Source organism: Streptomyces sp. NPDC054765 (assembly GCF_053612065.1).
This window is the reverse complement of sequence record NZ_JBSHBP010000021.1, coordinates 1-26,945: the sequence shown is the minus strand read 5'-3', so window position 1 is coordinate 26,945 and position 26,945 is coordinate 1. Positions and strand designations below refer to the sequence as shown.

General features: G+C 69.7%; 29 protein-coding genes and 1 tRNA gene. 9 read left to right on the top strand and 21 right to left on the bottom strand.

From position 1 onward, the window contains the following. Positions 1-144 precede the first annotated feature (144 nt). Positions 145-447 carry a GroES family chaperonin gene (locus ACWGJY_RS15965; protein WP_048828920.1) on the bottom strand — a complete coding sequence of 101 codons (303 nt, stop codon included), beginning with the start codon at positions 445-447 and terminating at the stop codon, positions 145-147. Between the two features lie 152 nt (positions 448-599). After that, positions 600-917, bottom strand: a complete 318-nt coding sequence (locus tag ACWGJY_RS15960) for a DUF3618 domain-containing protein (RefSeq protein WP_453261402.1) — start codon at positions 915-917, stop codon at positions 600-602. A 226-nt stretch (positions 918-1,143) separates the two neighbouring features. Here ACWGJY_RS15960 and bcp point away from each other — a divergent pair, with 226 nt between their 5' ends. Further along, positions 1,144-1,611 (top strand): thioredoxin-dependent thiol peroxidase, encoded by a 468-nt coding sequence (gene bcp, locus ACWGJY_RS15955; protein WP_453261401.1) that lies wholly within the window; start codon positions 1,144-1,146, stop codon positions 1,609-1,611. Positions 1,612-1,618: 7 nt separating this feature from the next. On the opposite strand, the gene ACWGJY_RS15950 is transcribed toward bcp, so the two are convergent. Together ACWGJY_RS15950 and ACWGJY_RS15945 are read right to left on the bottom strand one after the other, a co-directional pair. Further along, on the bottom strand, positions 1,619-2,884 hold the full coding sequence (locus tag ACWGJY_RS15950) for a sensor histidine kinase (RefSeq protein ID WP_453261400.1): 1,266 nt from the start codon (positions 2,882-2,884) through the stop codon (positions 1,619-1,621). Further along, positions 2,884-3,390 (bottom strand): hypothetical protein, encoded by a 507-nt coding sequence (locus ACWGJY_RS15945; protein ID WP_453261399.1) that lies wholly within the window; start codon positions 3,388-3,390, stop codon positions 2,884-2,886. The genes ACWGJY_RS15950 and ACWGJY_RS15945 overlap by 1 nt, the downstream gene beginning before the upstream one ends. A gap of 340 nt (positions 3,391-3,730) precedes the next feature. Between ACWGJY_RS15945 and ACWGJY_RS15940 the strand changes: the two genes are divergently transcribed. The 3 genes from ACWGJY_RS15940 (at position 3,731) to ACWGJY_RS15930 (ending at position 6,923) form a co-directional block, all read left to right on the top strand. Then, positions 3,731-5,269 (top strand): MFS transporter, encoded by a 1,539-nt coding sequence (locus tag ACWGJY_RS15940; RefSeq protein ID WP_453261398.1) that lies wholly within the window; start codon positions 3,731-3,733, stop codon positions 5,267-5,269. Positions 5,270-6,137: 868 nt separating this feature from the next. Further along, positions 6,138-6,797, top strand: coding sequence for an HNH endonuclease signature motif containing protein (locus ACWGJY_RS15935; protein ID WP_453261397.1), 660 nt, complete (start codon positions 6,138-6,140; stop codon positions 6,795-6,797). 42 nt (positions 6,798-6,839) lie between these two features. Continuing rightward, positions 6,840-6,923: transfer RNA gene (locus ACWGJY_RS15930), tRNA-Leu, on the top strand. Positions 6,924-6,994: 71 nt separating this feature from the next. On the opposite strand, the gene rdgB is transcribed toward ACWGJY_RS15930, so the two are convergent. The 5 genes from rdgB to ACWGJY_RS15905 all read right to left on the bottom strand — a co-directional run bounded on the left by rdgB (position 6,995) and on the right by ACWGJY_RS15905 (position 9,505). Further along, entirely contained in the window at positions 6,995-7,630 is a 636-nt protein-coding gene (gene rdgB, locus ACWGJY_RS15925) for an RdgB/HAM1 family non-canonical purine NTP pyrophosphatase (RefSeq protein WP_453261396.1), read from the bottom strand. 9 nt (positions 7,631-7,639) lie between these two features. Beyond that, positions 7,640-8,047 (bottom strand): hypothetical protein, encoded by a 408-nt coding sequence (locus ACWGJY_RS15920; protein WP_453261395.1) that lies wholly within the window; start codon positions 8,045-8,047, stop codon positions 7,640-7,642. 126 nt (positions 8,048-8,173) lie between these two features. Next, complete coding sequence (locus ACWGJY_RS15915; protein ID WP_453261394.1) at positions 8,174-8,317, bottom strand: SCO1431 family membrane protein; 144 nt, start codon at positions 8,315-8,317, stop codon at positions 8,174-8,176. A gap of 118 nt (positions 8,318-8,435) precedes the next feature. Continuing rightward, positions 8,436-9,167, bottom strand: coding sequence for a ribonuclease PH (gene rph / locus ACWGJY_RS15910; protein WP_453261393.1), 732 nt, complete (start codon positions 9,165-9,167; stop codon positions 8,436-8,438). Positions 9,168-9,265: 98 nt separating this feature from the next. Beyond that, on the bottom strand, positions 9,266-9,505 hold the full coding sequence (locus ACWGJY_RS15905) for a glucose PTS transporter subunit EIIB (RefSeq protein WP_393907305.1): 240 nt from the start codon (positions 9,503-9,505) through the stop codon (positions 9,266-9,268). A 216-nt stretch (positions 9,506-9,721) separates the two neighbouring features. Between ACWGJY_RS15905 and ACWGJY_RS15900 the strand changes: the two genes are divergently transcribed. Then, positions 9,722-11,035 (top strand): PTS transporter subunit EIIC, encoded by a 1,314-nt coding sequence (locus tag ACWGJY_RS15900; RefSeq protein ID WP_453261392.1) that lies wholly within the window; start codon positions 9,722-9,724, stop codon positions 11,033-11,035. 273 nt (positions 11,036-11,308) lie between these two features. After that, positions 11,309-12,562 (top strand): PTS transporter subunit EIIC, encoded by a 1,254-nt coding sequence (locus ACWGJY_RS15895; protein ID WP_453261391.1) that lies wholly within the window; start codon positions 11,309-11,311, stop codon positions 12,560-12,562. A 91-nt stretch (positions 12,563-12,653) separates the two neighbouring features. Here the strand turns inward: ACWGJY_RS15895 and ACWGJY_RS15890 are convergent, their stop codons facing one another. From ACWGJY_RS15890 to clpS, 8 genes are all read right to left on the bottom strand, one after another. Continuing rightward, positions 12,654-13,406, bottom strand: a complete 753-nt coding sequence (locus ACWGJY_RS15890; protein WP_453261390.1) for an MBL fold metallo-hydrolase — start codon at positions 13,404-13,406, stop codon at positions 12,654-12,656. 479 nt (positions 13,407-13,885) lie between these two features. Then, entirely contained in the window at positions 13,886-14,836 is a 951-nt protein-coding gene (locus ACWGJY_RS15885) for a PLP-dependent cysteine synthase family protein (protein WP_453261389.1), read from the bottom strand. 1 nt (position 14,837) lies between these two features. After that, on the bottom strand, positions 14,838-15,116 hold the full coding sequence (locus ACWGJY_RS15880) for a MoaD/ThiS family protein (protein ID WP_453261388.1): 279 nt from the start codon (positions 15,114-15,116) through the stop codon (positions 14,838-14,840). Between the two features lie 141 nt (positions 15,117-15,257). Further along, the gene (locus ACWGJY_RS15875) at positions 15,258-15,434 is read right to left on the bottom strand and encodes a putative leader peptide (RefSeq protein WP_453261387.1); all 177 of its coding nucleotides are present in this window, start codon (positions 15,432-15,434) and stop codon (positions 15,258-15,260) included. Positions 15,435-15,518: 84 nt separating this feature from the next. After that, a complete protein-coding gene (locus ACWGJY_RS15870; protein ID WP_453261386.1) occupies positions 15,519-15,944 on the bottom strand; it encodes a Mov34/MPN/PAD-1 family protein in 426 nt (141 codons plus the stop codon). 105 nt (positions 15,945-16,049) lie between these two features. Next, complete coding sequence (locus ACWGJY_RS15865; protein WP_453261385.1) at positions 16,050-17,534, bottom strand: amino acid permease; 1,485 nt, start codon at positions 17,532-17,534, stop codon at positions 16,050-16,052. A 320-nt stretch (positions 17,535-17,854) separates the two neighbouring features. Further along, complete coding sequence (locus tag ACWGJY_RS15860) at positions 17,855-18,448, bottom strand: DUF2017 domain-containing protein (RefSeq protein WP_453261384.1); 594 nt, start codon at positions 18,446-18,448, stop codon at positions 17,855-17,857. Beyond that, positions 18,445-18,798: an ATP-dependent Clp protease adapter ClpS gene (gene clpS / locus ACWGJY_RS15855; RefSeq protein ID WP_453261383.1), complete on the bottom strand. Its 354-nt coding sequence runs from the start codon at positions 18,796-18,798 to the stop codon at positions 18,445-18,447. Before clpS ends, ACWGJY_RS15860 begins: the two co-directional genes overlap by 4 nt. A gap of 152 nt (positions 18,799-18,950) precedes the next feature. On the opposite strand from clpS, the gene ACWGJY_RS15850 reads away from it, so the two are divergent. Both ACWGJY_RS15850 and pncA read left to right on the top strand, forming a co-directional pair. Continuing rightward, a complete protein-coding gene (locus tag ACWGJY_RS15850) occupies positions 18,951-20,279 on the top strand; it encodes a nicotinate phosphoribosyltransferase (protein ID WP_453261382.1) in 1,329 nt (442 codons plus the stop codon). Positions 20,280-20,450: 171 nt separating this feature from the next. Beyond that, complete coding sequence (gene pncA, locus ACWGJY_RS15845) at positions 20,451-21,047, top strand: pyrazinamidase PncA (protein ID WP_453261381.1); 597 nt, start codon at positions 20,451-20,453, stop codon at positions 21,045-21,047. Between the two features lie 17 nt (positions 21,048-21,064). Here the strand turns inward: pncA and ACWGJY_RS15840 are convergent, their stop codons facing one another. Continuing rightward, a complete protein-coding gene (locus ACWGJY_RS15840) occupies positions 21,065-21,454 on the bottom strand; it encodes a hypothetical protein (protein WP_453261465.1) in 390 nt (129 codons plus the stop codon). Positions 21,455-21,576: 122 nt separating this feature from the next. Continuing rightward, positions 21,577-23,967, bottom strand: coding sequence for an immune inhibitor A domain-containing protein (locus tag ACWGJY_RS15835; protein WP_453261380.1), 2,391 nt, complete (start codon positions 23,965-23,967; stop codon positions 21,577-21,579). Between the two features lie 399 nt (positions 23,968-24,366). Between ACWGJY_RS15835 and ACWGJY_RS15830 the strand changes: the two genes are divergently transcribed. After that, on the top strand, positions 24,367-24,723 hold the full coding sequence (locus tag ACWGJY_RS15830; RefSeq protein WP_453261379.1) for a hypothetical protein: 357 nt from the start codon (positions 24,367-24,369) through the stop codon (positions 24,721-24,723). Here the strand turns inward: ACWGJY_RS15830 and ACWGJY_RS15825 are convergent. Continuing rightward, positions 24,715-25,545, bottom strand: a complete 831-nt coding sequence (locus tag ACWGJY_RS15825; protein WP_453261378.1) for an RDD family protein — start codon at positions 25,543-25,545, stop codon at positions 24,715-24,717. The genes ACWGJY_RS15830 and ACWGJY_RS15825 overlap by 9 nt on opposite strands. A gap of 149 nt (positions 25,546-25,694) precedes the next feature. Continuing rightward, positions 25,695-26,945 (bottom strand): RDD family protein (locus ACWGJY_RS15820; protein ID WP_453261377.1); only part of this gene is annotated, 1,251 nt, incomplete at its 5' end.

The following is a 26,945-nucleotide window of genomic DNA, read 5'->3' as shown; positions in this document are numbered from 1 at the left end:
GTGGTTCTTATTTAAATCCCCCGTTCCGGCCGGTCTCGTGGGGTGCCTCCCGAGCCACCCACGGGCCTGCGCACGGGGCGGTCCCCCCGCACACCCCCCGCCGGGCCCCGCGCGGGGCCCCGCGCGGGGCCCCGAGTGCAAGGACTACAGGTACAGCCCGGTCGCGTCCTCCGCGCCCTCCAGCCGCTCCGCGGCCACCGCATGCAGATCCCGCTCGCGCATCAGCACGTACGCCACCCCGCGCACCTCGACCTCGGCCCGGTCCTCCGGGTCGTAGAGCACCCGGTCCCCGACCTCCACGGTCCGCACGTTCTGCCCGACCGCGACCACCTCGGCCCAGGCCAGGCGGCGGCCGACCGCCGCGGTCGCGGGAATGACGATGCCCCCCGACGAGCGGCGCTCGCCCTCGGGGATGTCCGTCCGGACCAGCACACGGTCGTGCAGCATCCGGATCGGCAACTTGTCGTGGGTGTCCTTGGTGTTTTTCGGGCTCACGGCATGACCGTACCTGCCCGGCGACGCCCGGCACGCACCGCGGGCCGCCCAGGGCCCGGCCCCGGACGGCTCACCGGCGGCGGGCCGGCGTCCGAAGACCGGCCCTAGCGGCGCCGCTTGGCGCGCAGCGTCAGCAGGCCGACCACGGCCACCCCGACCATCGCCACCGGAACGATCCGCTCCAGCCGCGGCGCGCCGTCCTGTGACACCAACTGGGCCCGCACATCCGAGAGCGCACGGTTGGCGGCCACATACGCCCGCCCCGCCGTACGGTCCACGGCGTCCGCGGTCCTCGCCTTCGCCTCACCGATGATCGTCTTCGGGTGCAGCCGCACACCGATCTCATCGAGCGTGACGGCGAGCTCCTGCCGCCTGCGGACGATGTCCGCCTCGATCTGCGTCGGGGTCCTGGCTTCCGCCACCGCGCTGCCTCCGTCGTCTCGCGCCGATGCGTACGAGGGCCGGGCACGAGGCCCCGTACGGAACCGGCCACACAACTGACTGCCGATTCGTGATGGACAGTCTGTCAGCTCACACCCACCTGCGCCCCACAGCACCCCCGTTTCGCACCCCCGGGACGCCCCCGGCACCGTTCCGCGCCCCGGCTGGCTAATGTCGGGGGCGTACGGACCCACGCCAAGGAGAGCCATGAGTGAGCGACTGCAGCCCGGCGACACCGCCCCCGCCTTCACCCTGCCCGACGCGGACGGCAAGCAGGTCTCGCTCGCCGGTCACAAGGGCCGCAAGGTCATCGTGTACTTCTACCCGGCCGCCCTGACCCCCGGCTGCACCAAGCAGGCCTGCGACTTCACCGACAACCTCGACTTCCTCGCCGGCCACGGCTACGACGTCATCGGCATCTCCCCCGACAAGCCGGAGAAGCTCGCCAAGTTCCGGGAGAAGGAAGACCTCAAGGTCACCCTCCTCGGCGACCCCGACAAGGAGGTCCTGGCGGCATACGGCGCCTTCGGCGAGAAGAAGCTCTACGGCAAGACCGTCACCGGCGTCATCCGCTCCACCGTCATCCTCGACGAGGAGGGCAAGGTCGAGCGCGCCCTCTACAACGTCAAGGCCACCGGCCATGTCGCCAAGATCATCAAGGACCTGGGGCTGTAGCCGCGCCTCACGGACCGGCGGAACACGCCGGGCCCGCCCGGTCCGGCAGCTCCAGCACGGCCTCGGCGCCGCCCTCCGCGGCGGCGCCGAAGTCCAGCCGCGCCCCCAGCACCTGCGCCTGCCCGGCCGCGATCGTCAGCCCCAGACCGTGCCCGGTCCCCCGCTCCGGCGCCGCCGTACGGAACCGCCGCGGCCCCTCCGCACACAGCTCCGCCGGATAGCCCGGACCGTGATCGCGCACCACGATCCGCGCCCCGGCCACCACCACCTCGATCGGCGGCCTGCCGTGCTTGGCCGCGTTCGCCAGCAGGTTCACCAGCACCCGCTCCACCCGCCGCCGGTCCGTCTCCACGATCCGCGGCTCCCCCTCCACGGTCACCGACACCTCGTCCACCCCACGCTGCCGCGCCGCCCGCTTCACGATCCCGCGCACCAGCGACGGCAGCTCACAGGCGTCCAGATCCGCCCGCTCCACCCCCGCGTCCAGCCGCGAGACCTCCAGCAGATCCTCCACCAGCCGCCGCATCGCCTGCGCCCGGTCCCGCACCAGCTCCACCGCCCGCGGCTGCGGCAACAGCTCCGCGGCGGCCACCAGACCCGCCACCGGCGTCCGCAGCTCATGCGCCACATCGGCGGTGAACTCCCGCTCCGCCTGCGCCTGGGCCGCCAGTGACGTCGCCATGTGATGCACACTGCGGCCCAACTCGGCCACCTCGTCACGGCCATGACTCGCCAGCGCTTCCGCGTCCGGTGCCTCACCCGCCGCGATCCGCCGCGCCGCCGCCGCACTCAGCCGCAGCCGCCGGGACAGCCGCTGCGACACGAACCACGACACCACCGCCATCAGCGTGACCGTGCCGCACCCGGCGATCAGCAGCGCCCGGTCCAGCGCCCGTTGCGCCGGATCGTCACGGGGGTACGCCGCCGACACCGACAGCGACCGCGTCGGGGCGCTCCCGCCGCCGTCCCCGACCCCGGTCGCCGCCCACACCCGCGGATCCTCACCACCGCTGACGTACGTCCCCGACCGCTTCTTGAACACCGCGTCGCGCAACGGCGACGGCAAGGTCGCATCGTCCAGCTGCGCACCCAGCGCCAGCGTGCCGTCCCGCTCGTAGATCTGCAGCGCCGAACTCAGCCGGTCGTCCTGATACGCCCGCGCCGACCGCTCCCGCTCGGCGTCCGCTATGTGATGCACCGCAAACCCGAGCACCACCACGGCCAGCGCCGTCATACATGAAATGGCCAGGGCGATCCGGCCTCGAATGCCCATCACGCGAGGTTGTACATCTCCGTCGTGTCACCGAGCGGCGTCGAGCCCTCGTACGTCACCTCCAGGCCGGTGAACACCTGCCCGCCGTCGGCCGGCTTCGGACCGTAGAGCCGGAAGGTCGCCCGAAAACCGGAATCCGCGCCCGCCCCCGCCGAAGTCTTCTCCACCTGCACCACACCGACGCCCATTGCCTCTCGCGCCCCGTAGTACTTCCACCTGATCGCGGTCGCCACCATCCCCGAATCCGCGCAGGTCAGCGTAATCACATGCGGTTTGGAGACCGGCGCGCCGATCCCGCAGTCCCGGACCCCCGGCAGGCCCCCCGTCGGCTTGGCGTCCTCCTTCACGTCCTGCACCGCGGACGTCTTCGGCGCGGCATCCACCGCCGACGCACGATCCGACGCCTGGCCGAACCACACCCCGCCGGCCGCCAGCGCCGTCACCACGGCAAAGGCCGCCAGTGCGGTACGCCCCCGGACCCAGCGGGACCTCTCGCGGTCGGTCATCACGATCTCCTCCCGGGAACCACGCCCCGTACCCCCGCCCAGCAAACACCAATGCCGCGCCCGGCGCCCCACTCTCCCCTCCCCCGGACACAGGCTGGTTGCCCGAACGCTGCGGTGACCGCTCGGCTGTGTACCAGTCCTGTAACAAGCCCTGTCAATCCCCTGGTGCGGACCCCGTCCGATCCTTGTCCGAACCCCTCCCGGCGCCCCGGACGGCCCAGCCGCGCGTGACGTATATCGCTTCATCCCGCCACAGTGGTTTGGATCCGCGCTCCGCTGCGCAGGCGCACCTGTCGTACCCATCGCGCACCGCGCGCTGACCGACCGAGAGGACCGCCTCGTGCCGACCGGCAGCACCGAAGCCGAACCCGCTCCCGAACAGGACCGGGAGGCGCAGAAGCGCCACCGGGTGCTGTTCCGTGCCGTCGCCCGGCGCAAGAACCCCAGACTGCGGCGCACCGACATCACCGTCACCGACGAGCGCGTCGTCAAGCGCGCCGTGAAAGCGGCGGCACTGGGCAACGCCATGGAATGGTTCGACTTCGGGATCTACAGCTATCTCGCGGTCACCATCGGCAAGGTCTTCTTCCCCGGCGGGAGCGACACCACCAGCCTGCTGTCGTCCTTCGCGACCTTCGCCGTGGCCTTCCTGGTACGGCCCCTCGGCGGCGCCTACTTCGGTCCCCTCGGCGACCGCATCGGCCGCAAGAAGGTCCTCGCCCTCACCATGATCATGATGGCGCTGGGCACCTTCTGCATCGGTGTGATCCCCTCCTACGCCACCATCGGCTTCTGGTCCCCCGTCCTGCTCATCAGCTTCCGCCTCGTCCAGGGCTTCTCCACCGGCGGTGAGTACGGCGGCGCCTCCACCTTCATCGCCGAGTACGCCCCCGACAAGAAGCGCGGCTTCTACGGCAGCTTCCTGGAGATGGGCACCCTCATCGGCTACACCGGCGCCGCCGGCATCGTGCTGCTGCTCAACACCACCCTCGGCGACGACGCCATGCTCCAGTGGGGCTGGCGCCTGCCCTTCCTGATCGCCGGCCCGCTCGGCCTGGTGGGTCTCTACCTCCGGGTCAAGCTCGACGAGACCCCCGCCTTCCAGAAGTTCGAGGCCTCGCACACCCACAGCGCCACCGGCTCCGCCGTCGAGGCCGAGGCGGAGTTCTCCCACCTCTCGGAGAACGCCCCGAAGAAGAAGATCAGCGAGATCTTCGTCCAGCAGTGGCCCACCCTCATCCTCTGCATCGCCCTGGTCGGCGCGTACAACATCAGCGACTACATGCTGCTGTCGTACATGCCGACGTACCTCACGGACACCCTCCACTACGAGGAGTCCCACGGCCTGCTGATCCTCCTCGGCACGATGGTCGCCCTGATGTGCATCATCAGCACCGTCGGCAGACTGAACGACCACTACGGCCGCAAGCCGCTCCTGATGGCCGGCATGCTCGGCTTCTTCATCACCGCCATCCCGGCCTTCCTCCTGGTCAACCAGGGCAGCATCGGCGCGGTCATCGGCGGGATGGCCCTCCTCGGCCTCTCCCTGGTCTGCCTGCTGGGCACCATGTCCGCCGCCCTCCCCGCCCTCTTCCCCACCAGCGTCCGCTACGGCTCCCTCTCCATCGGCTACAACCTGGCCGTCTCCGTCTTCGGCGGCACCACCCCCCTGGTGATCACCGCCCTCATGGACGCCTTCCACGGAAACGTCATGGTCCCCGCCTACTACACGATGGGCGCCGCCCTCGTCGGGGCCATCGCCGTGGCCTGCATGAAGGAAACCGCCCAACAGCCCCTCGAAGGCTCCCCGCCCTCCGTGGCCACCAAGGAAGAAGCCGTCGAACTCATCGAGTCCCAGACCCCGGAACCCCGCTTCTGACCTGCACCGCACGGCGCGCACGGGCCCCGGGGCATCTCCCCCGGGGCCCTTTCGTTCTCCCTCTTCACTCCCCCTTTCGCTTTCCCTCCCCTCCTCTCTCCTCCCCTCCCCTCCCCCTTTCCGCCACTCGGCGTAACCACCCGCGCGTTCGATCGTTGTTCTGTTCGAGAAGGCGCGCGGGTGTGGGCCCGGTGCGCGGGACGGGGGAAACGGTGCCGGTCATCTACACACGGGAACAGCTGGCAAAAGCCGCGCGCGCCTCGTCGTCGTACGACGACGCCCTGCGGTGGTTCGGCAGGACGCCGACACCCGGCAGAAGGCGGTACCTACGCGCCAGGATGCTCCAAGCAAGCGTGGACACCACCCATTTCCCGCCCGCGCACGTACGCCACACCGAGGCCAGACTCCGCGAACTGGTGGCTTGCTCGCGAAGTGTCGCCGAGGTGGTGCGGCGGCTCGGTCTCGACCCTGTGGGGGGTCATCACACGCACATCAGTCGACGCATCCGGAGCCTGGGCATCGACACCTCGCATTTCTCTCCACAGGGTCGGAGGAGCACCGAGACGCGTCGGCGCCGACGCCCTGAAGAACTCCTGGTGAAGGAAGAGAACCCTGTCCGCAGGATGCCGAGCAGCCGTCTCAAACGCGCCATGCTGGCACACGGAGTGGACGAACGTTGCGCGATGTGCGGGACGGGGCCCGTCTGGCGTGACCGCCCTTTGCCACTCGAAGTGGATCACCTCAACGGGAACTGGCGGGACAATCGCCTGGCCAATCTCCGGCTCGTCTGCCCGAACTGCCACTCGACGACGGACTCGTACCGGGGGCGCAATAAACGCGTCCGCGCCGCGCAAGCGGGGGTGCCGCGATGAGCAACCGTGTGCGCTACACCCGGGCACTGTTGGCGGAAGCCGCAATCCACTGCGCAGACATCGAAGAAGTCATCGCGTTCTGTGGCGGCCGTTCCTATCACCAAGTGCGGCGGCACCTGTTCAAGCGATTTCAACATTTCGGAATCGACGTCTCGCACTTCAAGCCCGTCGCACACCGCGTCGCGCACCACCGCCCTGCCAAGGAAGCGGTTCAGGAAGCCACCGGCGCAGCGTTCTCCGTCGCAGCCGCCCTACGGAGCCTTGGGATACCTGACAACACTCGCAGTCGCGCACACTTCCAGCAATGGGTGTCCGAGTACGCCATTGACATCAGTCACTTCCTGGGGCAGGCGCATATGCGCGGAAAGCCGGGCACTACAGCTGTCAAGCCTCCCGAGCAGATTCTCGTGAAGCACCACGGCGAACGACGCACCCGATCCGTGATGCTGCGACGAGCCCTCCGGCAGATCGGCGTGCCCGAGCAGTGCGTCGGCTGCGGCACGGGTCCCGTTTGGCAGGACAAACCGATGACTCTGGAGGTCGATCACATCAACAGCGACTGGAGCGACAACCGTCCGGAGAACCTGCGCCTGTTGTGTCCCAACTGCCATGCAGTCACCGACACTTGGTGCCGGGGTGGCCGGCGGAAGCGGTAGCTGTCAACGCGCGCTCGCCAACCAGTACTATGGCTGGGGCGAGCGGCCGTGCTGGAACTGGTGAGACAGGCTGGTTTTAGGTACCAGTGCCTTCGAGGCGTGAGGGTTCGAGTCCCTCCGGCCGCACACTTTCGATGCGAAGGCCCGGCCCCGCCGACGTGCGGGGCCGGGTCTTCGCCATTGTCGTCCGCGCCACCTCAGCCCAAAAACTCCCGCACCACCGGTGCCAATGCCCGGAATGCCTGGCCTCGGTGGCTGATGGCGTTCTTCTCGGCGGGGGTCAGTTCGGCGCAGGTACGGGTCTCGCCGAGGGGCTGGAGGATGGGGTCGTAGCCGAAACCGCCGGTGCCGGCGGGGGTGTGGCGGAGGGTGCCTTGGAGCCTGCCCTCGACGACGCGTTCGGTGCCGTCGGGGAGGGCGAGGGCCGCGGCGCAGGCGAAGTGGGCGGCGCGGTGTGCGTCGGCGATGTCGCCGAGCTGGGCGAGGAGCAGGCCGAGGTTGGCCCGGTCATCGCCGTGCGTGCCGGACCACCGGGCGGAGAAGATCCCGGGGGCGCCGCCGAGGACGTCGACACAGAGGCCGGAGTCGTCGGCGACGGCGGGGTGACCGGTGGCCTCGGCAAGGGCGTGGGCCTTGAGGAGGGCGTTCTCGGCGAAGGTGACGCCGGTTTCCCTGACGTCGGGGACGTCGGGGTAGGCGTCGGCGCCGACGAGGTCGACGTCGAGGTCGGCGGCTTCCAGGATGGCCCGGAGTTCGGTGACCTTGCCGGCGTTGCGGGTGGCGAGGATGAGGCGACGGGGGGCTGCGGGGCGTCCACCGGTGTGAGGCTGCATGGGAAGTGATTATCCCGGTGTGCAGATCTTGGTCATCTCACGGGCCCCGTCGACGATCGGCTGGATGTCGGGGGCCTTGTTGTTGTCCAGGGCCTTGCGGGCGGCCTTGATGCCGTTGTTGGTCTTGTCGACGGCCTTGGAGAGGTCGGGGTCGTTCGCGTCGTTGCTGAGCTTGCGCAGGTTGGCGTCGATGTTGTCGAGGGCCTGCTCGGCCTTCTTCGGATCGGTGAGGGAGTTGTCCGCGGCCTGCTGGAGCTTGTCGACGGCGTTGACGACGGAGGTGGCGGTCTTGGCGCAGTCCATGGCCTTCTGGACCGCCCCGCAGGCGGAGAGCATCGGTATCGCGAGGGTGACGGCGGCTAACGCGGCGAGTGCGGTGGTGGCGGGGCGACGGTGCCGGGGCGTGCGCGGGGCCATGGTGCGGTTCCTTCCCTTGGGTCATGCTCGGGCAAAGGAAGAAACGCCGGGTGCGGTGATTTGGTTGCCCGAGTGCCGGGGCCGGGGGCGAGGACCGGACATCCTGGCCGGGAGGTGGACCGGCGGTCAGAGGAGGCCGGTCTGGGTGAGCAGCATGGCGAGGACGACGACGAGGGTCCAGCCGAGGACGTTTTCAAGGAGCTGGGAGTCGTCCTGGGGCCCGCCGGTGCGGGCGTGGACGCGGGGCGCGGTCGCGGCATTCGTGGGCATGGGTCCACCATGCGCCGTGGGTGGGGGGCTTTCCTAGAGAGGGATGCCCCATGAGAAAAGGGTCACAGGGGGAGGAATCGGGAAGGAATTCGGGATCCTCCCCCTGTGGTCCGGGGTGTCAGAGCGTGCGGGCCAGCGCCGCTCGCTGGGCCTCGTCGAGTTCGGCGCAGCCGGCGACGGCGAGGTCGAGGAGGGAGTTGAGTTCGTCGCGGGCGAAGGGTTCGGCTTCGGCGGTGCCCTGGACCTCGACGAAGCGGCCGTCGCCGGTGCAGACGACGTTCATGTCGGTCTCGGCGCGGACGTCTTCCTCGTAGCAGAGGTCGAGGAGGGGGGTGCCGTCGACGATGCCGACGCTGACGGCGGAGACGGTGCCGGTCAGGGGCTTGCGGCCGTGCTTGATGAGCTTCTTGCCCTGGGCCCAGGTGATGGCGTCGGCGAGGGCGACGTAGGCGCCGGTGATGGCGGCGGTGCGGGTGCCGCCGTCGGCCTGGAGGACGTCGCAGTCCAGGACGATGGTGTTTTCGCCGAGGGCCTTGTAGTCGATGACGGCGCGCAGCGAGCGGCCGATGAGGCGGCTGATTTCGTGGGTGCGGCCGCCGATCTTGCCGCGTACGGATTCGCGGTCGCCGCGGGTGTTGGTGGAGCGGGGCAGCATCGAGTACTCGGCGGTGACCCAGCCTTCGCCGGTGCCCTTGCGCCAGCGCGGTACGCCCTCGGTGACGGAGGCGGTGCAGAAGACTTTGGTGTCGCCGAAGGAGACGAGGACGGAGCCTTCGGCGTGCTTGCTCCAGCCGCGTTCGATGGTGACCGGGCGGAGCTGTTCGGGGGTGCGGCCGTCGATGCGAGACATGGCGTAGACCTTATCGGGAATGGCGAGGGCCCCACTCCGGGACGGTGGATCGTCCGGGGCGGGGCCGTCAGGAGCGGCCTGAAGGCCGGCTCGTCAGCTCACATCATGTCTTCGATCTCGGCGGCGATGGGGTCGGCGTCGGTGCCGATGACGACCTGGATCGCGTTGCCCATCTTGACGACGCCGTGGGCGCCGGCGGCCTTGAGGGCGGCCTCGTCGACGAGGGAGGAGTCGACGACCTCGGTGCGGAGGCGGGTGATGCAGCCCTCGACCTCTTCGATGTTGTCGAGTCCGCCGAGCCCGGCGACGATCTTCTCAGCCTTGCTGGCCATGTCCACTCCTGCTTGTCTCGGCCGCCGGCGGTTCCGCCGTGCGGTTTTCACACCGTAACGCACGTTCAGCCCAACTATGTGGGCGTTTGTCCGCTGTCTGACGAAGGATGGCGATCACCGGAGTGCGCACCGGGGACGGCACGCACCACAAGTGGTCTACACCACCAGTATGCGGCAAGCACGAGGCCGGTCGGCGACGGGCCGACTGCCGGGAGGACACGGATGAGTGCGAACGCTGCGGCGGCGGCGCCGAGGAGGAACTGGGCGTCGAACCTCTTCCAGGGCCTGCAGAAAATGGGACGCAGTCTGCAGTTGCCGATTGCCGTTCTGCCCGCTGCGGGAATCCTCAACCGTCTTGGCCAGCCGGATGTGTTCGGCGCGGACGGGCTGGGCTGGGACGCCGTCGGCAAGGTCTTCGCGGCCGCGGGCGGTGCGCTGCTGGATTCGGGGCTCGGGCTGCCGCTGCTGTTCTGTATCGGTGTGGCGATCGGTATGGCCAAGAAGGCTGACGGGTCGACGGCACTGGCCGCGGTGACCGGATTCCTCGTCTACTTCTCCGTCATGCATGCGTTCCCGGCGGGCTGTGCCGCGGGCCAGACGTACACCCAGGCCGGCCTGTGGAGCGGGGTGTGCGTGGACAAGACGCTGACGGTGACACAGGCCTCCTTCCAGAACCCGGGGGTGTTCGGCGGCATCGTCATGGGGTTTTTGACCGCGTGGCTGTGGCAGCGCTTCCACCGGGTGAAGCTGGTGGACTGGCTGGGCTTCTTCAACGGCCGCCGGCTGGTCCCGATCATCATGGCCTTCGTCGGCCTGGTGTTCGCGGTGCTGTGCCTGTTCGTCTGGCAGCCGATCGGTGACGCACTGACGAGCTTCAGCGAGTGGCTGTCGGCGCTGGGGGCGTGGGGTGCGGGCATTTTCGGTGTCGCCAACCGTGCGCTGCTGGTGATCGGCCTGCACCAGTTCCTGAACACCTTCGTCTGGTTCCAGTTCGGCAACTTCACCAAGCCGGACGGCACGGTCGTCCACGGTGACATCAACCGGTTCCTGGCGGGCGATCCGAGTGCGGGCCAGTTCACCACCGGGTTCTTCCCGATCATGATGTTCGCGCTGCCGGCTGCGGCGCTGGCGATCGCGCACTGCGCCAAGCCGCATCGCCGCAAGGAGATCGCGGGGATGATGCTGTCGGTCGGTCTGACGTCGTTCGTGACGGGGGTGACCGAGCCGATCGAGTACTCGTTCCTGTTCGTCGCGCCGGTGCTGTACGCGATCCATGCCGTGCTGACGGGGGTGTCGATGGCGGTGAGCTGGGCACTGGGGGTGCACGACAGCTTCAGCTTCTCGGCGGGCCTGATCGACTACGTCATCAACTGGGGGCTGGCGACCAAGCCGTGGCTGATCATTCCCATCGGCCTGTGCTTCGCGGTGGTCTACTACACCCTCTTCCGTTTCGTGATCACGAAATTCCATCTGCCGACGCCCGGCCGGGAGCCGGACGAGGTGGGGGATGCGATGGAGCGGGAGAACGTGAAGTAGCGGGACGGGCGCACCGCCGGACGGGGCGAAGGCGCCCGCCGGGAGCGGCCTCACGGCCCGCCACCTGGCCTTCCGTGCCACATCTGCCGGCCCCCGGGTTCCCTGACCCGGGGGCCGGTCTTCGCGTGGTCCACACCACTTGGAAGAATGGATTCCTTTATGTCGGGGCTACGTGCTAAGAATGGTCTAAACCACTAGTGGTGTAGACCAAGGTGTAGACCAAGCGCGGGCCGTTCCCCCCTTTTGAGTGCCCGCCTCACCAGGAGGAATCCGATGAGTTCGGCCACCGCCACGAAGGCGGCTCCCGCGAAGAAGCGGGGCTCCGGCCTGTTCCAGGGCCTGCAGAAGATCGGCCGCAGCCTCCAGCTGCCGATCGCCGTACTGCCCGCCGCGGGCATCCTCAACCGCCTCGGCCAGCCGGACGTCTTCGGCGAGAAGGGCCTCGGCTGGATCGCCGTCAGCAAGGTCTTCGCCGCCGCCGGTGGCGCGGTCTTCGACAGCCTGCCGCTGCTGTTCTGCATAGGCGTCGCCATCGGCTTCGCGAAGAAGGCCGATGGCTCGACGGCGCTCGCCGCCCTGGTCGGCTTCCTGGTCTACAGCAATGTCCTCAAGGCGTTCCCGGTCACGGAAGGCCATATCGACAAGGGCAAGTGGGTCGAGCCGGTCCTCAACAACCCCGGCGTCCTCGGCGGCATCATCATGGGTCTGCTCGCCGCGGTCCTGTGGCAGCGCTACCACCGCAAGAAGCTGGTGGACTGGCTGGGCTTCTTCAACGGCCGCCGGCTCGTCCCGATCATCATGGCCTTCGTGGGCACCGCCGTCGGCGTGCTCTTCCTGCTGATCTGGGAGCCCATCGGCAACGCCATCTCCAGCTTCGGCGAGTGGATGACCGGCCTGGGCGCGGCCGGCGCCGGCCTGTTCGGTCTGATCAACCGCGCGCTGCTGCCGATCGGTATGCACCAGTTCGTCAACACCGTCTCGTGGTTCCAGCTCGGTGACTTCACCGATGCCGCGGGCAAGGTCGCGCACGGCGACATCGGCCGCTTCTTCGCCGGTGACCCGACCGCCGGGCAGTTCATGTCCGGCTTCTTCCCGATCATGATGTTCGGTCTGCCGGCCGCCGCCCTCGCCATTGCGCACTGCGCCCGCCCCGAGCGCCGCAAGGCGGTCCTGGGCATGATGATCTCGCTCGCGCTGACCTCCTTCGTCTGCGGTATCACCGAGCCGATCGAGTTCTCGTTCCTGTTCATCGCCCCGGTGCTGTACGCGATCCACGCGGTGCTGACCGCCCTGTCCATGGCCCTGACCTGGGCGCTCGGCGTGCACGACGGCTTCACCTTCTCCGCCGGTTTCATCGACTACGCGCTGAACTGGAACCTGGCCACCAAGCCCTGGATGATCATCCCGATCGGGCTGGTCGTGGCGGCCGTCTACTACGTGCTGTTCCGTTTCGCGATCACCAAGTTCAACCTCACCACGCCGGGCCGGGAGCCCGAGGAGGAGATCGAGGACCTGACGAAGGCGTAAGCCGCTCAGGCCACGGCGTACGAAAGGGCCCCGGAACCCAAGCACGACCACGGTTCCGGGGCCCTTCGTCGTTGCGTGCGGCGCGCCCCGCTCAGATCTCGTAAACCGCGCCCGCCTTCGCCACCTCGACCGGCCCGTCGTAGGCCTTCTGGGCGTCACGGGTGCTGATGGCCGGGTCGGTCCACGGCGGGATATGGGTCAGTACCAGCCGGCCCGCGCCGGCCCGCCGGGTGACCTCGCCGGCCTCGCGGCCGTTGAGGTGCAGATCCGGGATGTCTTCCTTGCCGTAGGTGAAGGACGCCTCGCACAGGAAGAAGTCGGCGCCCGCGGCGAGGCTCTCCAGCGCGTCGCAGGGGCCGGTGTCCCCGGAGTACGTCAGGGACTTGCCGCCGTGTTCGATGCGGAAGCCGAAGGCCTCCACCGGGTGGCTGACCCGCTCCGCGCGGATCGTGAACGGCCCGATCGTGAAGGTGCCCGGCGTCAGGGTACGGAAGTCGAAGACCTCGCTCATCGCGCCGTCGTACGGCAGATCGGCGTGCGCGACGGTCAGCCGGCGCTCGGTGCCGGCCGGCCCGTAGACCGGCATCGGCCCGCAACGCCCGCCGTCCGGGCGGTAGTAGCGCACGACGAAATAGCCGCACAGGTCGATGCAGTGGTCGGCATGCAGATGCGACAGGAGTACGGCATCCAGGTCATAGAGGCCGATGTGGCGCTGCATTTCGCCCAGGGCGCCGTTGCCCATGTCGATGAGCAGCCTGAAGCCGTCGGCCTCCAGGAGGTAGCTCGAACAGGCCGATTCCACCGAAGGGAACGACCCCGAGCATCCGACGACGGTGAGCTTCATAGCGGGCGTGAACCTCCGTGGGCGGGGGCGGCGGTATAGCGGTATAGGGGTCTCCCCTGCTCGAACAGCCTTGAGAGCTGGGGGAAGGGGCCGTGCGGGGTTTCCCGGCGGGGCCTTGCCGAGGTGTGCCGGGTCCTGGGCGGTCGGTGCGGTGCCCCGAGCGTAAGGCGCGAAAGGTCCTGTGATGCCTCCAGCGGGGCGAGCTGTGGGCGGAATCACCAGTCTGGGCTGTCGCCCCGTACGCCCGTACGTAGTGTCCGGTGCCGCCGGGTTCTCCGCCGGGCCCTCGGCCGGGGCTGAGCGCCGTGCCGGCGGGGAGGTGGTGCCCGGGTGCCCGGGATGTCGCCGGCGCCTCCGGGAAAAGGTCCGCCGCCGTGGCGCGGGCCACGGCGGCGAGGTTCCGGCGGGATGTGTACCGGGGTCAGCGGCGCATCCGGCCGGTCGGCGGATGGGCGGTCGGCGGATGGGCGGAGGGGCGGCTACGCCCAGAGCTGGCCGTGCAGGGTGGCGATCGCCGCTTCGGTGGACTCAGCGGTGTACACGCCGGTGGAGAGGTACTTCCAGCCGCCGTCGGCGACGACGAAGACGATGTCGGCACTCTCCCCCGCCTTGACGGCCTTCTTGCCGACGCCGATCGCGGCGTGCAGTGCCGCGCCGGTGGAGATGCCCGCGAAGATGCCTTCCTCCGCGAGGAGTTCACGGGTGCGGCGCACCGCGTCCTCGGAGCCGACCGAGAAGCGGGTGGTGAGCACGGACTCGTCGTAGAGCTCGGGGATGAAGCCCTCGTCGAGGTTGCGCAGGCCGTAGACGACATCGTCGTAGCGCGGCTCGGCGGCGACGATCCGGACACCGGGGACCTGCTCGCGCAGATAGCGGCCGACGCCCATGAGCGTGCCGGTGGTGCCCAGTCCGGCCACGAAATGGGTCACGGAAGGGAGGTCGGCGAGGATCTCGGGGCCGGTGGTGGCGTAGTGCGCACCGGCGTTGTCGGGGTTCCCGTACTGGTAGAGCATCACCCAGTCGGGGTGCTCGGCGGCCAGCTCCTTGGCGACCCGGACGGCCGTGTTGGAGCCGCCCGCGGCGGGCGAGGAGATGATCTCGGCGCCCCACATGGCGAGCAGCTCGCGCCGCTCGGACGAGGTGTTCTCCGGCATCACACACACCATGCGGTAGCCCTTGAGCTTGGCCGCCATGGCGAGCGAGATGCCGGTGTTGCCGCTGGTCGGCTCCAGGATCGTGCAGCCGGGGGTGAGCCGGCCGCCCTTCTCGGCCTGCTCGATCATGTGCAGCGCGGGCCGGTCCTTGACCGAACCCGTGGGGTTGCGGTCCTCCAGCTTCGCCCAGATGCGGACGTCGTCGGAGGGGGACAGGCGCGGGAGGCGGACGAGAGGGGTGTTCCCGACCGCCGCCAGCGGGGAGTCGTACCGCACGTCAGACCATTCCGCCGGCCACCGCCGGGAGGATCGTCACGTTGTCGCCGTCGGCGAGCTTGGTGGAGATGCCTTCCAGGAAGCGGACGTCCTCGTCGTTGAGGTAGACATTCACGAAGCGGCGCAGCTGCTCGCCGTCGACCAGGCGCTCGCGGATACCGGTGTGCCGGCTCTCCAGGTCGGTGAAGAGGTCGGCGAGCGTCTCTCCGCTGCCCTCGACCGCCTTCTGGCCGTCGGTGTAGGTGCGCAGGATGGTGGGGATTCGGACCTCGATGGCCATGAGGAGTGCTCCTGTCGGAGTGCGGTGGCGGGGGCGGTGCGTCCCGTGTGCACGGCGCTACGGCGTGCCGGGAGGGCGTCGGGTGACGCCGGAAGTGCGGGGCGGTGGAGAGCCCGCGCCGGGCGCCCGGTACGGGCCGGGTCAGGCGCCGGCGCAGCGCGTACAGATGGCGCTGGAAAGACGGCACAGATCCACGTGCAGCCGTGCGGCTCCGCAGCCGAACGCGCCCAGCAGTGCGGATGCGGAGCGACGCGTGGCGAGCGGAGCGAGCAGCAGCATGCCCGGCCTCTTCTTCTCGCTCACGTCGTGGTCAACCATGCGGTCATCGTATCGATTCCCGGTCCGGGTATTGGAACCTTGTCCCATGATGCGGACGATTGGTGTACGCCAGGTGGGACGGACTCAGGAGTACGCCGCCACGACCTCGATCTCTTCCTCGGTGACCTCGCCGTTCACGATCCGGTACGAGCGGAACTGGAAGGGCCCGGCATCGTCGGTGTCGGCGGTGGACACCAGGACATAGTGGGCATCGGGCTCGTTCGCGTACGAGATGTCGGTGCGCGAGGGGTAGGCCTCGGTGGCGGTGTGCGAGTGATAGATGATCACCGGCTCCTCGTCCCGGTCGTCCATCTCGCGGTAGAGCTTGAGCAGGTCGGCGGAGTCGAACTCGTAGAAGGTGGGCGAACGGGCGGCGTTCAGCATCGGGATGAACCGCTCGGGGCGGCCACTGCCCGCCGGGCCCGCGACGACGCCGCAGGCCTCGTCGGGGTGGTCCTGGCGGGAGTGCTCGACGATCCGGTCGAAGAGTGCCTTGGTGAGGGTCAGCATGGCGCCAAGAATAAACAGCGGGCCCGTGCGTACCGAAGAGTGGTACGCACGGGCCCGCATGCTGGACGGCCGGGGGGATTCGCCCTTTCCGTCCGGGTAAGCGCCTCAGTCCTTGGTGCCCTTGGTGCTCTCGGCGGCCTCGGCGGGGGCGTCCTGCGGGGCCGCGCCGGCCGTCAGGCCGTTCGCCGCGTCCCGCCGCTTGATGCCGAGGTAGCCGGCGCCCAGGATCAGCGCCCAGATGGGGGCCGCGTACAGCGAGATCCGCGCGTCGGGGTCGACACCCATCATCACGATCACCATGCCGATGAAGGCCAGCGCGAAGATCGAGGTGTAGGGGCTGCCGGGAGCCTTGAACCCGGACTGCGGCAGCTCACCGCGGTTGGCCTTGGCGCGGTAGCGCAGCTGCGAGGCCAGGATGACGATCCACGCCCACATACCGGAGATGGTGGCGAAGGAGACGACGTAGTTGAACGCGTCACCGGGCCACTGGTAGTTGATGTAGACGCCGAACAGCATCATCGCGACCGAGACGCCGGTGCCCCAGGTGGGCAGGCCGTTCTTGCTGAGCTTGGTGAAGAGCTTCGGGCCCTGGCCGTTGAGCGCGAGGTCGCGCAGCATCCGGCCGGTGGAGTACATACCGGAGTTGGCGGAGGAGAGCGCGGCGGTCAGCACCACGAAGTTGACGATGCCGGCACCGGCCGGCAGGCCGATCTGCTGGAAGGCGGCGACGAAGGGGCTGACGCCCGGCTTGAAGGCCGTCCAGCTGACGACGGACAGGATGATGATCAGCGCACCGATGTAGAAGAGGCCGATCCGCCACGGGACGGTGTTGATCGCCTTGGGCAGGACCTTCTTGGGATTGTCCGCCTCGCCCGCGGTGACGCCGACGAGTTCGACGGCGAGGAAGGCGAACATCACGATCTGCAGCGTCATCAGCGTGCCGCCGATGCCCTTGGGGAAGAACCCGCCGTGCGACCACAGAAGGGAGAAGGAAGCGGTGTCACCGGCGTCGGAGAAGCCGAGGGTGATGACGCCGAGGCCGATCAGGATCATGCCGACGATCGCGGTGACCTTGACCATCGAGAACCAGAATTCCAGCTCACCGAAGATCTTCACGGAGATCAGGTTGATACCGAAGAGCGCGACGGTGAAGACCAGCGCCGAGGCCCATTGCGGTATGCCCTTGTTCCAGTACTGCACATAGGTGGCCGCGGCGGTCACTTCGGTGATTCCGGTGACGACCCAGAACAGCCAGTACGTCCAGCCGGTCACAAAGCCGACGAAGGGGCCGAGGAATTCCCGGGCGTACTCCGAGAAGGACCCGGAGACGGGCCGGTACATGAGCAGCTCGCCCAGGGCCCGCATGATGAAAAAGATGACCAGACCGACGATGGCGTAGGCGAGGATGATGCTCGGCCCGGCCATCGAGATCGCCTTGCCGGCTCCGAGGAAGAGGCCGGTGCCGATGGCGCCGCCAATGGCGATCATCTGGATCTGGCGGTTTCCCAGACCCCGCTGGTAGCCCTCTTCGGGGGCGTCTCCAGCTGCCTCATTGCCGTCGTGCTGCTTGTCGACCTGCACAGAGGTCATGAGTGGTGCGCCTTTCTCCATACCGACCCGGTCTGTCCGGATCGGGTCCCGATCCCCCCGGATGGAGTCCTGCACGCCGACGGTCGGCCGGCTAAGCGCTCCCGCAGCGACAGGGGTGGCGTCACTCACGGCAGGTCGTGAACATTTATCACGGCGTCTCGCAGATCATCCAGAGATGGCGTGAACCGAATCACCGGGAAAACGGGACAAGGCGTCAGAAGGATCGCAATTCACACGGCGGCAGTGATGCGATCGTTATCCGGATTTGAGCATCCCCTGAGCGAACGCCGCGTGAACTACCGGGGTGATATGCCCGGGTTTCAGCCCATCAGGGACTCGACAAGAGTCTCCTGGAGCCCGCCGAGCCAGAGATACGCCATCACCATCGGCTTGCGCGGGTCGCTGTCCGGGAGCCCAAGCAGCTCTCCGCCGTCCTCCTCATCGGTCACTTCAAGCCGGGTTCCGATGGCCAGCCTGAGGTCATTGAGCGCCCCCAGCCATCGACGGCACTCGCCCGGGTCGAGGCGGAGCGTCGCACGGTCGCCGGCCGGCGCCAGCTCGTCCAGCGCGCGGATCAGCGCGAGGGCGTCCTCGCGCTTGCGGGAGCGCAGATCGTTCTCGGTGTAGCGGCGGAATTCGGCGGAGGCCGCACGGACGTCGTCGTCGGGGACGAGGTCGGGTCCGCCGTAGGCGTCGGGGAAGAGCCGGGCCAGCACCGGGTCGGCGGGCGGCTCACTGGGGCCGTCGTTGAAGACCGACGCCAGCAGGTCGTCGCTCTCGCTCCCGCCGGCCTCCTCGCCCGGACCGAGCAGCTCCATCAGCTGGACGGCGAGGCTGCGCAGGATGGAGATCTCGACCTGGTCGAGGGGTACGGCGGCGCCGCCGCCGGGCAGCGGCTCGAAGTGCCCGGTCATCGGCGGTCCTGCTGCAGGGTCGCCCACAGGCCGTAGCCGTGCATCGCCTGCACGTCGCGTTCCATTTCCTCGCGGCTGCCGCTGGAGACCACCGCGCGTCCCTTGTGATGGACGTCGAGCATCAACTGGTGCGCCTTGTCCTTGGAGTAGCCGAAGTACGTCTGGAAGACGTAGGAGACATAGCTCATGAGGTTGACGGGGTCATTGTGGACGATCGTGACCCACGGGAGGTCGGGCTCGGGGACCTCGAAGGGAGCCTCGCTCGACTCGGGGCGCTCGATTTCGACCGGGACACTGAGGGTGCAGCGAGGCGGCCGGAGCGTGATCGTGGGTGACGGGTGGGCGCTCACAGGCCCCATGCTGCCACCCGGGGGCGGGAGACGCACAAATGCCCCTTGCGCGGGCCGCGTCGGCGAGCCGCGCACCCCGGCCGCTGGCGGTCTTTTGTCGCTCTCGGCGCACTATCGTCAGAGTGACGAGTATTGGGGGTAGCATCTCCTCCATGAACACAGCAGACCTGGGGCTGCCGGTGGCCGTGCCGTCGACTGCGCTCTTCACCGACCAGTACGAACTCACCATGCTGCAGGCCGCGTTGCGGTCCGGCACCGCGGACCGGCGCTCGGTCTTCGAGGTCTTCACCCGCCGGCTTCCCGAGGGCCGCCGCTACGGCGTGGTGGGCGGCACCGGCCGGGTGCTGGACGCGGTGGAGAACTTCCGCTTCGACGGGACGATGCTCGGCTTCCTGCGCGAGCGCGGCATTCTCGACGAGCCGACGCTCCGGTGGCTGGCCGGCTTCCGCTTCCGCGGCGACATCTGGGGCTACCCCGAGGGCGAGGTCTACTTCCCCGGCTCCCCCGTCATGCGCGTCGAGGGCACCTTCGCCGAGGCGGTCCTGCTGGAGACGGTGATCCTCTCGATCCTCAACCACGACTCCGCGGTGGCCGCGGCCGCCTCCCGGATGTCGGTGGCGGCCGGCGACCGCCCGCTGATGGAGATGGGCGCCCGCCGCACCCACGAGCTGTCCGCCGTGGCCGCGGCCCGCGCCGCGTACGTCGGCGGCTTCCACACCACCTCCGACCTGGCGGCCGGCTTCCGCTACAACATCCCCACCGTCGGCACCAGCGCCCACGCCTTCACCCTGCTGCACGACACCGAGCGGGACGCCTTCACCGCGCAGGTCGACACCCTCGGCAGCGGGACGACCCTGCTCGTGGACACCTTCGACGTCACGGAGGCGGTGCGCACCGCCGTGGAGGTGGCCGGTCCCGGTCTCGGCGCCGTACGGATCGACTCCGGCGATCTGCTGCTGATCGCCCACCGGGTGCGCCAGCAGCTGGACGAGCTGGGCGCCCGGAAGACCAGGATCGTGGTGACCAGCGATCTGGACGAGTACGCCATCGCCTCGCTGGCCGCCGCGCCGGTGGACGCATACGGCGTCGGCACCCAGCTGGTGACGGGCAGCGGGCACCCGACCTGTTCGATGGTCTACAAGCTGGTCGCCCGCGCCGACAGCGAAAAGCCCGGCGCCCCCCTGCGGCCGGTCGCGAAGCGGTCGATGGGCGCCAAGACCTCACTCGGCGGCCGGAAGTGGGCGGCGCGCCGGCTCGACGCGGACGGTGTGGCCGCGGCCGAGGTCATCGGCACCGGGCCGGTCCCGGCGGAGCTGGCCGACCGGCAGCTGCTGGTGCAGCTGGTGAGCGCCGGCAAGGTGGTGGCCCGCGAGCCGCTGGACGCCGCCCGCGACCGGCACATCGCCGCCCGCGACCTGCTGCCGCTGTCGGCGACCCAGCTCTCCCGCGGCGAGCCCGTCCTGCCGACCGAGTACGTCTGACCCGCCGGGGTCACCCGCGGGCGGGGTGCCGGGCGGCGGCTGCCGGACGCCGCGCCCGGCATCCGCCGCCCCGGGGCTCCGCACCACTCCCGCAATCCCCGCCCAGTGGCTACCCTCGGTCACACCACCGCTCCGCGCCCCTCCCCGATTCCCAGCCGGAAGGCACGCACCATGCACCGGGCATTGATCGTCGTCGATGTGCAGAACGACTTCTGCGAGGGCGGCAGCCTCGCGGTGGCGGGGGGTGCGGATGTCGCGGCGGCCATCACCGATCTGATCGGCCAGGCGGCCGGCAGCTGCTACCGCCATGTCGTCGCCACCCGGGACCACCACATCGATCCCGGCGACCACTTCTCCGGGACCCCGGACTACGAGCACTCCTGGCCGGTGCACTGCGTGGCCGGCACGGAAGGCAGCGGCTTCCACCCCAATTTCGCCCCGGCGATCGCCTCCGGCGCCATCGACGCGGTCTTCGACAAGGGCGCCTACACCGGCGCCTACAGCGGTTTCGAGGGCGCGGACGAGAACGGCAGCCCGCTCGCCGACTGGCTGCGCGCGCGCCGTGTCGGCGAGGTCGATGTGGTCGGTATCGCCACCGACCACTGCGTCCGTGCCACCGCCCTGGACGCGGTCGGCGCCGGGCTGCGCACCCATGTCCTGCTGGATCTGACCGCCGGCGTCGCCGCGCGCACCACCGAGCGGGCGCTGGAGGAGCTGCGCGCGGCCGGTGCCGAGCTGACCGGCAAGCCGGTGGTCCTCGGCGGCTGAGCCGCGCGCGGGGCCCGTCAGGCGGCCGAGGCGGGGCGCTCGTCGTCCCCGTCCGGCCCCTCCCCCCGCAGCGGGCGGGCCGGATTCCGCAGCAGCGCCCGTATCGGGTGCCATGACTCGGTGTCGTCCTCCGGGGCCTCGCGCCAGACCAGACCGTCCGGATGGTGCAGTACGGCGGTGATCTCGTCGGGTGTGGGCGGCTCGGTGTTGCCGCGCAGGTACACGGCCCGCAGCCCGAGGTTGCGCAGCCTGGTCAGGGCGCGCTGGCGGTTCACGGCGTGCACCAGGACCCGCACCCGGCAACCGCAGTCGTACAGGCCGGCCCGCGCCCCGTGGGGCGGCCTGGGCAGCGAGAGGGCGACCACCACGCTTCCGCCGGGAAGCCTGGTGAAGCCGCCACCGGACATCGTCATATCTCCCCCGTGAGACTTCGCGTCAACAAGGAACTGTAGAACGCATCTAAACGCTATTCGGCCGCCGCCCGCTAGGGGGCGACGGCCGAATAGCGCTTGACCTGCGATTTTATCTTTTACTTACCGGAAGGACCGACCCGAAGCGTCACCGTGGAGCCGTCCCGGGCCTCGTTGGTGATCTTGATCCGGGTGTTGGTGTCAGGAACGATCACACCACCGGTCGGGTTCGCCTTGTCGTAGTAGACGCCGTGCCGGTCGTCGAAGAGGGTCACGCCCGGCTTCGATGTGACCGTGACCGCGTTACCGTCCTTGTGGAGGGTCAGGGCGTCGGTCCTGAAGCGCGTGAAGGTCGAGTCGTAGGACTGGAAGCGGTTGCGCATCAGCTTGCCGTCGGTCCACCGCTCGGCCTTGGGGTGCGCGTCGACCGGCAGGATCTGCCCGTAGCCGGGGTGTTGGCCGACGTTGTTGTCCGCCTGCGAGGTGTCCCACAGCCAGATCAGCACGCCGTTCTGGTACGGGAAGTGCTCCACCCAGCCGGGCTTGGCGGTGGTCCAGCCGAAGTTGTACGGGCCGACCTCAAGGGTCTTGTCGTACGACACGTACTGGCGGTTCTCGGCGAGGTAGTACTGCGGGTAGGACTTGGTGAAGGACGCGCCGATCCGCGAGAAGCCCTTGCTGGTCCAGCCGTTGTCGCCGCCCTCGGCGTTGTCGCTGAACAGCGGCTTGCCGTCGGCGGTGACGCTGAGGGCGTCGGCCGCGAAGCCCTTCTGCGCCGCGCCGCCGTCGGTCTGGTAGCGGAAGCGCAGGTCGATCTTCTTGCCCGCGTAGGCGTCCAGCGGGTAGGCGAGGTCCTGGTAGGCGGTGACGGTGCCGGTCAGCGCGGGCTTGTCACTGCCGTCGCGCGAGATGGCCTTGCCGTTCGCGGTGCCGTCGAGGGCCGTCCAGTTGTTGCCGCCGTCGGTGGAGACCTCGGCGTAGAGGAAGTCGTAGTCCTTCTCGATGTCCCACCAGCCCTTGAGGCCGAGCGACGCCTTGGACTTGCCGGTGAGGTCCACCTGACGGGTCAAGGTGTTCTTCAGGTCGTTGCCCATGCCGCTCCACCACTGGTGGGAGCCTTCCGCGGGCGCGACGATATCGGTCTTGACCTGCTTGGCGGGCAGTTCGACGACCACCGCCTGCTTGTTCTTGGTGTTGTACTCGGCGACGCCCAGCTTGTGGGTGGACTTCTTCCCGGCCTTCGCCTTGCCGTAGTTGAGCCAGCCCAGCTGCAGCTTGTCCCAGGCGCTCATGTCACCGGGCAGATTGCCGATGTTGTCCTTGCCGGTACCGAGCCAGGAGCCGCCCGACATCAGTGACCAGAAGTCCACGGAGGACTCGCCGGTGCCGGAGGTGTCGTACTCGTCCGGCAGGCCCAGGTCGTGGCCGTACTCATGGGCGAAGACGCCGAGTCCGCCGTTCTCCGGCTGCATGGTGTAGTCGCCGACCCAGATCCCGGTGTCGCCGATCTGGGTGCCGCCCGCCTTGTTGGTGCCGGGGCCGGTCTTGCCGGCGTCGGTGCCGTACGCGTACCAGCGGTGCGCCCAGATGGCGTTGGTCTTCTGGACACCGCCGCCCGCGGACTCGTCCTCGCCGGCGTGCACGATCTGGAAGTGGTCGATGTAGCCGTCGGGCTCGTTGAAGTTGCCGTCGCCGTCGTGGTCGTAGCGGTCCCACTGGTCGTACTGGGACAGGTCGGCCTTGATCTGGGCGTCGGTGCGGCCCTTGGCCTTCTGGTCCTTGGCCCACTGGTTGACGCCGTCGCGGATCAGGTCCCAGGCGCTGGCGCAGTTGGTCTGGCCGCAGTAGTTGGAGCCGTAGCGCGCCTCGTTCCAGTCGACCTTGACCCAGTCGGAGACCTCGCCGTTGACCGAGTAGCGGCCGGAGGACTGCTTCTCGTAATACTTCGCCAGCGACTGCTTCTTCTTGTCGTGCGAGAAGTACAGGTCCTGGAAGTGCTTCTGGTTGAAGTCCTTCTGCCAGGCCGTGCTGTTGTCCTTGGCACGGTCCGGCTGGGCTATCCGGTTGTGCAGCGGACCGGGGTCGCCGCCGTACTTCTTGACCGGCGGCTTGGGGCCGTCGCCGTCCGGGTCGTACATCGTGGTGTTGTCGACCTTGTCGCCGAAGTCCACCAGGATCGTGAAGATCTTGTCGGTCTTCTGCCGGGCCAGCTCGACGTACTTGCTCTTGCCGAGCTTGACGACCTTGGAACCGCCCCGCACGGTCGCCTTGGCGTCGCCGGAGATGACCTGCTGGAGCGCTTCCTTGCGCTCGGCCGCCTGCCGGTCGCTGAACGGCCCCTTGAGGTCGTGGTCCACGGTCCGCTCGGGGGCCGGGTCATGGCGCCTGGCCACGGGCGACGGTCCCTGCGCGTCGGCCGCGGCCACCCCCGAAGACAAAGCGGCCGCCCCGATCGCGGCGATTGCCGTGGCCAGGGCGGCCGATCTGAACACCGTTCTGTTGTCTCTCACTTGGCGCTGTCCTCCCCTTCGAACCGGTCACTGTTCGAGGGCATTCGACCGGAAGTACGGGGGAAAAGACAGGTCTTGACTTGGGCACGTCAGCAAAGTACGTTACCCGGTCCGCGAGTTACGGCTATCGGACACCGCGCGGCAGCCCCGCCTGGGCGTCATCGCACGGGGGCAGCGGCCCGGTGTATATGCCCGCCGGGCATGCGCCCCCGCCCCCAACAGCTATGACGGCGCCGGGCAGCCGCACACACGACCGCTTCGTGCGCCCCCTGTGCACCGGAACCGTGGGTTAGGTCACGCTTACTTGGCGTTCCGTCCGGGCAGTAAGGGCCGTAGGCTCGTTTGCCGGCGCGCCCGTGACCGACGCCCCCTGCCGACCCTCCGAGGACGGATTCCGCCATGCCTCGTCCGACTGCCGCACAGCTCGCCTACGGTTCGGCCACCGTCTTCCTCTCCACCCTCGCGATGCTGCTGCTCTCACAGACGCAGACCGGGGTCGGGGTCGCGGTCATCGCCATCGCCGGGCTCGGGCTCGGGCTGCTGGTCGCCATGACGGTCCCGATGCCCGGGGTGCCGCGGGTGGTCCGCCGGCATTTCCTGCGGGCCGAGTCGCCCGCCGCGCCCGCCCCGCTGAAGGCCGTACCGACACCGCCCGAGCGCCTCCGGCCGGTGGCAGGAGCTCCCCGCGCCCGCTGGGGAAGCCTCACCGGCCCGGCCGCCGCCGCGGACACCCGGGTCGGCGAGCACTCACGCTGAGCGGGCACCGCCCGTCTGGGTGGACACCACCACGGTCTTCGCCGCCTTGTCGTGCAGACAGTGGTGATACGGCTTGTCCCAGGTACACCACAGGACGTTGACCAGCCAGAAGATGAAGCCGCAGCACGGCACGAGCTCCGGCAGCGTATAGACCGCGGCCCGGGTCCAGCCCGCCTGGTTGGTCGGGATCGAGCCGTTCGAGAGCATCGCCACCCGGATCTTCATCGCCATCTTGCCGAGGGTCTGGCCCCGGCTGGACAGCATCAGCCCCTCGTAGATGAGATACGCCAGCAGGGTGACGCCCGATACCGTCGACTGCCGGCCGGCCTCCACGCTGTCGGTACTGAAGTAGTCCACCCCGCCGACGATCAGCGACATGATCACGGACACCGGCACCCCGATGATGATCGCGTCGATGATGCGCGCCACGAGCCGGCGGCCGCGGTTCGCCAGCGGCGGCATCCCGGCCAGCGGGTCGGCCGGCCCGGTCTGCCCGCCATAGGGATCGCCGGCATACGGGCCGCTGCCGTAAGGGCCGCCCGCGGAGGGCGGCGGGGTACCTCCGGGCGGCGGACCTCCCGGGGGCGGCGTACCGCCTTCACCGGCGTCCCAGCCGCCTCCGCCCGTGCCGCCTCCGCCCGTGCCGCCTCCGCCGGTGCCGCCTGCGCCCGTGCCGTTGCCGCGCGGGGCGTGGTTGCGCGGGGCGCCGTTCTCGCGTGGAGAGCTGTTGCGGGGAGCGCCGGCCGCCGGGGGCTCCTGCGGCTTCTTCAGGAACGGGTCGTTCTCCGGCGGCTCACCGGGGCCGGGCTGGTCGGTACTCATGGCCCGAGTCGACCCCTTGTCACGGCCCGCCGCATCCGGCGAAGTCCGTTCGGGGGACGGGGGACGGGGGCCGCCCGGCCGGGACCGCGGTGTGCCGCGGCGGGTCCGGCCACCGCGGCGGGTCCGGCGGGCGGATCCGCCCGCCCGCCTCAGCCGGAGGCGACGAACGTCCGCGCCACCTTGTCGTGCCAGCACTGGCGCCACGGCTTGTCGAACACACACCAGATGACGTTCAGCACGCCGACGACGAGCACGCCGAGCACGCTGTAGACGAACCAGCGCTTGAGCGCGGCGCCGAGGGCCGGGGTGTCATGGCCCTCGATGTCGAGGACCCGTACGCCACACAGTTTCTTGCCCAGGGTGCGGCCCCACTTGAGGGTCGGCAACGCCTCGTAGAGCGCACCGCCGATCAGCAGGACGGCCAGGATCGTGGCGAAGACCGGAAGGGTGGTGCCGTCGATCAGATAGACCGTCACCTGGCGGCCGGACTGCTTGGCCGCCTCGACCTTGGCGTCGATGTGGTCCGTGACGGTGCTCCACAGGGGAACGGCGACCGCGGCGGTGAGCGCGCCCAGCACCAGCGTGTCGATCAGCCGGGCCGCCAGCCTGCGGCCGAGGCCCGCCGGGTGGCCCTGCGCTGCCTGGGCGGCGGCGAAGAAGGGGTCAGCGGGGGCCGGCGGCTTCCAGGGGATGACACCGTCGGCGTCGGTGCTCTGCGCGCCGGACCCGGCCGGTGCGGCACCGCCCTGCGACGGGAAGCGGGCCGAGGGCGCGGCCGCCTGCCGGCCGGGAAGCTGCTGCGCCGGGCCCTGCGGGGCGGGGCCCTGCGCGGGACCCTGCGGGGCCTGCTGCCGGGGGGCCTGGTTCTGCGCGGGCTGTTGCTGCGGGGGCTGGTGCTGCGGGGGCTGGTGCCGGGCCTGCTGCGGGGGCACCGGGCCCGGCTGCGGCACCCGGTTCTGCGGCGCCGGGCGGTCCGGCTGCCGGTCGCCGACCGACGGCAGCGACTGCGGGGTGCTGCCACCGGGCGCGGCGGACGGGTTGCGGCCGCCGCCCGCGACGCGGATCGCCATCGTCTCGCCGCCCTTGGCGGGCTTGCCGGCGTCCGGCCGTACCGCACGGATCGCGGTGGTGCCCTGGTCACCGGGCTTCCCCCCGCGGCGCGCGGCCGGATTCACGGCCCGGATGGCGACCGTCCCGTCGGACGGACCCTCGGACCGCGCGGCGGGCGAGGACGCACCGGGCGCCTCTGCGGCCGGGGCCTCGGCCCCGCCCCGCTCGTCACGCTGCGGCGGCACCCCACCCCAGGAAGCGGCGCCCGACGGCGTACCGCGGGGCGCCGCATACGGCCGGCCCCAGGAGATACGGCGGGCGGGGACGGCGGCGGAGCCGCCCTGCCGGGA

What these genes read in the sequence shown, in the direction of transcription:
- ACWGJY_RS15825 (WP_453261378.1), bottom strand. Translation starts at nt 25,545, where the DNA reads ATGAGTACCGACCAGCCCGGCCCCGGTGAGCCGCCGGAGAACGACCCG.
- ACWGJY_RS15965 (WP_048828920.1), bottom strand. Translation starts at nt 447, where the DNA reads ATGCTGCACGACCGTGTGCTGGTCCGGACGGACATCCCCGAGGGCGAG.
- pncA (WP_453261381.1), top strand. Translation starts at nt 20,451, where the DNA reads ATGCACCGGGCATTGATCGTCGTCGATGTGCAGAACGACTTCTGCGAG.
- ACWGJY_RS15870 (WP_453261386.1), bottom strand. Translation starts at nt 15,944, where the DNA reads ATGCTGACCCTCACCAAGGCACTCTTCGACCGGATCGTCGAGCACTCC.
- rph (WP_453261393.1), bottom strand. Translation starts at nt 9,167, where the DNA reads ATGTCTCGCATCGACGGCCGCACCCCCGAACAGCTCCGCCCGGTCACC.
- ACWGJY_RS15880 (WP_453261388.1), bottom strand. Translation starts at nt 15,116, where the DNA reads ATGGCCATCGAGGTCCGAATCCCCACCATCCTGCGCACCTACACCGAC.
- ACWGJY_RS15915 (WP_453261394.1), bottom strand. Translation starts at nt 8,317, where the DNA reads ATGCCCACGAATGCCGCGACCGCGCCCCGCGTCCACGCCCGCACCGGC.
- ACWGJY_RS15890 (WP_453261390.1), bottom strand. Translation starts at nt 13,406, where the DNA reads ATGAAGCTCACCGTCGTCGGATGCTCGGGGTCGTTCCCTTCGGTGGAA.
- rdgB (WP_453261396.1), bottom strand. Translation starts at nt 7,630, where the DNA reads ATGCAGCCTCACACCGGTGGACGCCCCGCAGCCCCCCGTCGCCTCATC.
- ACWGJY_RS15875 (WP_453261387.1), bottom strand. Translation starts at nt 15,434, where the DNA reads ATGGTTGACCACGACGTGAGCGAGAAGAAGAGGCCGGGCATGCTGCTG.
- ACWGJY_RS15945 (WP_453261399.1), bottom strand. Translation starts at nt 3,390, where the DNA reads ATGACCGACCGCGAGAGGTCCCGCTGGGTCCGGGGGCGTACCGCACTG.
- ACWGJY_RS15900 (WP_453261392.1), top strand. Translation starts at nt 9,722, where the DNA reads ATGAGTGCGAACGCTGCGGCGGCGGCGCCGAGGAGGAACTGGGCGTCG.
- ACWGJY_RS15950 (WP_453261400.1), bottom strand. Translation starts at nt 2,884, where the DNA reads ATGGGCATTCGAGGCCGGATCGCCCTGGCCATTTCATGTATGACGGCG.
- ACWGJY_RS15850 (WP_453261382.1), top strand. Translation starts at nt 18,951, where the DNA reads ATGAACACAGCAGACCTGGGGCTGCCGGTGGCCGTGCCGTCGACTGCG.
- ACWGJY_RS15830 (WP_453261379.1), top strand. Translation starts at nt 24,367, where the DNA reads ATGCCTCGTCCGACTGCCGCACAGCTCGCCTACGGTTCGGCCACCGTC.
- ACWGJY_RS15860 (WP_453261384.1), bottom strand. Translation starts at nt 18,448, where the DNA reads ATGACCGGGCACTTCGAGCCGCTGCCCGGCGGCGGCGCCGCCGTACCC.
- ACWGJY_RS15920 (WP_453261395.1), bottom strand. Translation starts at nt 8,047, where the DNA reads ATGGCCCCGCGCACGCCCCGGCACCGTCGCCCCGCCACCACCGCACTC.
- ACWGJY_RS15935 (WP_453261397.1), top strand. Translation starts at nt 6,138, where the DNA reads ATGAGCAACCGTGTGCGCTACACCCGGGCACTGTTGGCGGAAGCCGCA.
- ACWGJY_RS15895 (WP_453261391.1), top strand. Translation starts at nt 11,309, where the DNA reads ATGAGTTCGGCCACCGCCACGAAGGCGGCTCCCGCGAAGAAGCGGGGC.
- ACWGJY_RS15840 (WP_453261465.1), bottom strand. Translation starts at nt 21,454, where the DNA reads ATGTCCGGTGGCGGCTTCACCAGGCTTCCCGGCGGAAGCGTGGTGGTC.
- ACWGJY_RS15865 (WP_453261385.1), bottom strand. Translation starts at nt 17,534, where the DNA reads ATGACCTCTGTGCAGGTCGACAAGCAGCACGACGGCAATGAGGCAGCT.
- bcp (WP_453261401.1), top strand. Translation starts at nt 1,144, where the DNA reads ATGAGTGAGCGACTGCAGCCCGGCGACACCGCCCCCGCCTTCACCCTG.